We start from the raw sequence: 4,402 nt of genomic DNA, 5'->3' as shown, positions 1-4,402 counted from the left end.
ATGTCGAGGTCATCACGTCCACGCGCGATGTAACGGCCTATTTCCTTCGCCAGATCAATGTCGCATTCGAAATCGATGGCTTTGGCCCTGGCGAAATCCTGCAAAAGCTCACATTTGACGGCATCGACGTTACGCCGGCCGGCCCTCTCGCGGCCGATGTCAACGGCAAGGTCGTGGGCACCTTCACTATTCCGGCGAATGTCCCCTCGGGCACCAAGCACGTCGCCGCCGTGGGCGCTGGCGGCGATAGCGCCGCCGCCGAGTTCACAGGCCAGGGCCGCATTGAGATCAACACTAGCCAACAGATCACGACCGTACAGCGTTTCCGTGATCCGCCGCCGCGCAACACGGGCGGCGGCGGTGGCGGCGGTAATGGCGGCCCCAACGGCGGTCGCACCGACCCGGTGGCGCAATCATTCATGTTCGCCGAGGGCCGGCACATCGCCTCTATCGAGGTGAAGTTTTGCGCCATCGGCGACGCCTCGCAGCCCGTGCTTTGCGAAATCGTCACGATGGATAACGGCTACCCGACGACCGATGTCATCGCGCAGACCGAGACCGACATGCATTCCGCGATCATCGGAACCTGGCACAAATTCACCTTTGATCCCCCCGTCTTCATTCCGGCCGGTGTTGAAACCGCCTTCGTTCTCAAGACGAATGACCCGAACCATTCGGTTTCCTATGCGGCGCGCGGCGGCTTCGACGCGGCCCGGCAGGAATGGATTGGCGCGCAGCCTTACACCATCGGCGTTCGTTTCAGTTCCTCGAATGCCTCGACCTGGACAGCGCACCAAGACGAAGACCTGACTTTCCGCCTCAACGCGGCGAAGTTCGATCCGGTATCCAAGACAATCGCCCTCGGCACCGTCACCGCGATTTCGCTTTCCGATTTCATCGCGGAAGCGCAGGTGTTCTTGCCGACCGGCGACACCCGCGTCGTGTTCGAAATCGAGCCCGTGGGCGAAACTCCGGTGCGCATCGAGCCCGGCCAGGTGTGGGAGCGGCAATCGTTCTTCACCGGCAACGCCGCTTTGCGCGCGATCCTGACGGGCACCGACAAGGTTTCGCCAATCATGGGCCGTGACGTGCTTGCGATCAAAGGCACGATGCAGGCCAACGGCGTTTATGTCAGCGACGCGTTCACGATGGGGAACCTGATCCGCCTCGACGCGGTGATGAAAACCAAGCTGCCGGCAGGCTCGGCCCTTACCGTTCATTACGACAAGGCTGACGATAATTGGCAACTGCTGCCGCAGGCATCGGCCACGGTGCTGGCGGATGGCACCTTTGAGCGGACTTTCCGCACCACCGGCCTGACCGCGATTCAGGGCCGTATCCGTCTCACGCTCACCGGTTCACCGGCGGCTCGCCCGGCGGTTTCCGACCTTCGCGCCTTCTCGATTTGAGGTTGACCAATGACCATCGATGTAGCCACCCCAAACCGGGCCTATCCACTTCCGTTCGGCGAAAACAATCTCAAGCACGATGTTGCGCGTGTTATAGCCGCTTTGCAGGCCATAGACGTGGACGTCGCGGCAATCCTCACCGCCTTGGTGCAGAAGGCCCCATCGCTCAACGCCGCGCTTTCCGGGACGCCTACGGCCCCGACTCCGGGCAGCACTGACAACTCTACCCGTATCGCAACCACGCAATGGGTGCGAGCGAACTTTGCAGACTTCATCGGGGCCGCACCGGCGGCCCTGGACACCATCGCGGAACTAGCGGCGGCGTTGCAAAATAACCCGGACATCATCACGCAAATTCTGACCTCGGTCGGCCTCAAGGCGCCGCTAGCGAGCCCGGCGCTTACGGGGGTGCCCACGGCGCCCACGGCGGCCCCAGGCACGAACACGACCCAAGTTGCGACGACCGGGTTCGTCAAAGCGGCTATCGACGTTGTACTCGGCGGGGTGTCCGCCGCCTTCGACACGCTCTCCGAGATAGCCGCCGCCCTTGCAACCAAAGCGAATCTCGCGGGCGGCAACGCCTTCACGGGTGCGCAATCCTTTGCGTCGGGAACGGCGGGGATAATCGGGCAGAACGGATCGGGTGCCGGCGCGGGCTTGTCCATTGCCACGCCTAACCCCGCTACTGGCGCGGCAGCTTTCATTTCGCTCAACCGAACCGGCGCCTATGCCGTCAACTTCGGCCTCGATACCGACAACAAGCTGAAGGTTGGCGGCTGGTCGATGGGCGCCGCCGCCTATGAAATCGTGCACATGGGCAACGTTGCGACCTTGCTCGATACTCGATACGCGGCCTACCGCGTCACCACGATTTCCACCGCCGCCCCCTCGGGCGGCGCGAACGGCGACCTCTGGTTTCAGGTGTAATCATGTCGGCATATGTGAAAGATGCCGGCGTCTGGAAGAGACTGTTGCTCGCCAACAAAGGCAGAAGCCATGTCAAGGACGGCGGGGTCTGGAAGCTGCCAAGGCGCGGATACGCGTGTAGCGCCGGCGTATGGAAACCTACGTTTCCCCCGTACGTACAGTATCTTGGGAGTGTACCCTACGCTAATCCTGGCAATCAGGATTTCATACAGAATGTTACTGTTCCAGAGAACTGTATCCTGGTCACTATGCTCCTGTGCTACGGACCTGTTGCACGATCCGTCACTGCGTATTCTGTTGACGGAGTAGCAGGCACACTCGCTGTAGCTGTCCCATCGAACAACATGAAGGCTGGTATTGGATACTCGGCTGTGGCGGCGGGTACGCGTAGCGTTAGCATTGGTCTTAACGGCGGTAATGGCCAGAGCGGTGTTGCGGACGCGTTAGTGGTTTTCTATGCAGTATCAGGCTACAGAAACTCGGTGCCTGTAGTGGCGAAGGCTGCCGGTACAGCTTCGTTTGTCTCCGCAACTCTCACCGCTCCTGATGATAGTGTGACCCTGTGGGGCGGTGTACTAGGAAGTAACGTAACTAGAACATGGTCTGCCGCATCTGAAGACGTTTACGCGGTGGGCACGTCCGGAGGTCGTAGCTTCATGGCTGCTACCTTAGGATACAATACCCCAGGATCGTATACAGAGACAGTCACGCTTAGTGCGAGCGTCCAGTCGGCGTTCGTTGGCGTGAACTTTACATAAGAAAGGATTACTATGAGTAACGACATCTTCCTCGTAACTAACGAGGCTGGACTAAGGTATACACAAGGTCATCCTGACTGGTTAACAGGTGACACCCCGGAAACCTCTCGTCGGTTGACGGCTGACGAACTCGTCGCCGCCGGTTATGGGCTTAAACTGATCGATGAACCGCCGACCTTTGATGCCCGTAAGCAGGCGTGCGCGGTCGCGCCGATTGATCAATGGGAAGTCACGGAAACCACGGCTACGGTGAAGTACGTTGTCACCGATCTGCCTTTTGAAACTGTCCGCGACCTCAAGCTCGCCGCGCTAGCCGACAAGCGGTGGAGCGTTGAGACGGGAGGTATCGCCATCAACGGCGCCCCGGTTCGAACGGACGCGAACAGCCAAGCCAAGATCACCGGCGCGGTTTCGCTTTTCCAGAACGACCCATCCTTGGAAGCCATCGACTGGGAAGCTCAGCCGGGCATTTGGGTAACGCTGGACACGGCAACCATGAAGGCTATCGGTATCGCGGTCGGGCGCCATGTGCAGGCCTGTTTCAGCCGCGCCAGGGCATTGTCGGCCAGCATCATGGCGGCGTCTGATATCGAAGCCTTGGACGCGGTGGATATCGAGGCCGATTGGCCGGGCCAATGAAGCCCCGGCCTCGGCGGTAAACGCAACATCCTTCGTTTGCGAAACGTCAACGCTGGCCTATGAAAGCGTTGACATTCGGAGATCGCAATTATGGCTGGCACTCAATTTCTGCACGGCGTCGAACTTATCGAAATCGATGACGGCCCCCGCCCCATTCGCACCGTCCGCTCTTCGGTCATCTTCGTGGTCGGCACCGCGCCGGACGCGGACGCCCTGGCGTTCCCGCTGAATACGCCGGTGCTGATCGCCGGTAGCCGCGCCGAGGCCGCCAAGCTGGATACCTCGGTCGGCAAGACTCGGCTCGGCACTCTGCCGAACGCGGTCGACCTCATCCTTCAACAGATCGGCGCCGTCATCGTGGTTTGCCGCGTCGAGGAAGGCGCGGACGATGGCGAAACCCTCGCGAACGTTCTTGAGGGTTGTTACAAGGCCCTTGAGGCACAATCGGCCGTGGGCGTCACCCCGCGAATCCTCATCGCCCCCGGCTTCACCGGCGAGCGCCCGGTCGGCATCGCCGGCCATGGCGCGATCACACCCGGCAATGGCGGTGCCAATGGCACGTTCGCCCTCGCCTTCACCGGCGGAACCGGCTCGGGCGCCGAGGGCACCTTTACCGTTGCCGGCGGCCAACTCACCGCGATCACGATCACCAAGGCCGGCCGCTACACC

At 61.1% G+C, this 4,402-nt stretch carries 2 protein-coding genes and 2 pseudogenes; all 4 read left to right on the top strand.

The window, feature by feature from the left end:
* Positions 1 to 1,409, top strand: a pseudogene (locus EOA27_RS40895) (DUF4815 domain-containing protein); the annotation flags it as partial.
* A gap of 9 nt (positions 1,410 to 1,418) precedes the next feature.
* Complete coding sequence (locus EOA27_RS24425; protein ID WP_127257461.1) at positions 1,419 to 2,336, top strand: hypothetical protein; 918 nt, start codon at positions 1,419 to 1,421, stop codon at positions 2,334 to 2,336.
* A gap of 770 nt (positions 2,337 to 3,106) precedes the next feature.
* Positions 3,107 to 3,733 (top strand): DUF4376 domain-containing protein, encoded by a 627-nt coding sequence (locus tag EOA27_RS24415; RefSeq protein WP_127257456.1) that lies wholly within the window; start codon positions 3,107 to 3,109, stop codon positions 3,731 to 3,733.
* A gap of 90 nt (positions 3,734 to 3,823) precedes the next feature.
* Positions 3,824 to 4,402, top strand: a pseudogene (locus EOA27_RS24410) (phage tail protein); the annotation flags it as partial.

The sequence above is a fragment of the Mesorhizobium sp. M2A.F.Ca.ET.037.01.1.1 genome (assembly GCF_003998075.1).
In the GTDB taxonomy this organism is placed as follows: Bacteria; Pseudomonadota; Alphaproteobacteria; order Rhizobiales; family Rhizobiaceae; genus Mesorhizobium.
This window is presented reverse-complemented; position numbering and strand designations above follow the sequence as displayed.